2 protein-coding genes are annotated in these 627 nt (G+C 52.6%); both read right to left on the minus strand.

All coding sequences use genetic code 11. From position 1 onward, the window contains the following. On the minus strand, positions 1 to 180 hold a 180-nt coding region (locus EAH75_RS20185; protein ID WP_140806573.1), incomplete at its 3' end, for a hypothetical protein. A 27-nt stretch (positions 181 to 207) separates the two neighbouring features. Further along, a partial coding sequence (locus tag EAH75_RS19535; RefSeq protein WP_140806574.1) for an MAC/perforin domain-containing protein occupies positions 208 to 627 on the minus strand: 420 nt, incomplete at its 5' end.

Raw genomic sequence — 627 nt, forward strand, 5'->3', positions numbered from 1 at the left:
GCCTCTCTTGGCCGGACAGGTGAACGTGTGTGTCCCCTGGCTCGGGTACGTCACACATGAACCCAGACGGTCATCGTGTTTCAAGTCCTCGTCCCAGACCTCCATCCTCAAACCCAAGTGTGTGTCCACCCTGCCCAGATAATAACGAGCGTTCCACCTGGGGTAGTTTGACCGGATCATATGAGTCCTGCGATAGAAGGATCCGTATCACATCTTAGCGTAGCTTTCAGTGTTGCCAGTTAAATCTCCTTTCAGATCCCAGGCTCGGACGATGGTCACCACCAGTGTTCCCCTCCAGGCGTTTTGAGGACAGCTGTTGGGAGCTGGTTCTCTGGTTGACTTCTTCACAGCGTTGTCTTGTAAGTACTGCTCTATGGCCGCCTTCATCCCTGCCTTCTGTGTCTCATTTGGCATCAGCTCATACATTGGTCTAAGTGAGTACAAAAGAACATCCGGGTGGTCCTTAAGGGTTTTCAGCCAATTCCTGTAGCCAAGGGAGTCATTACGAGCGAGTGAAAACTCCCCCGACCAACCAGTGCCTCCTGACACCTCTGTGTAGTGTTGGTGGAGACCAGAGCTGTACGAGGTGGAGACGTCCTGGTTCTGTAAGACCTTGGAGCAAGATTG

Source organism: Rhodanobacter glycinis, from assembly GCF_006438785.1.
Lineage (GTDB): Bacteria > Pseudomonadota > Gammaproteobacteria > Xanthomonadales > Rhodanobacteraceae > Rhodanobacter > Rhodanobacter glycinis_A.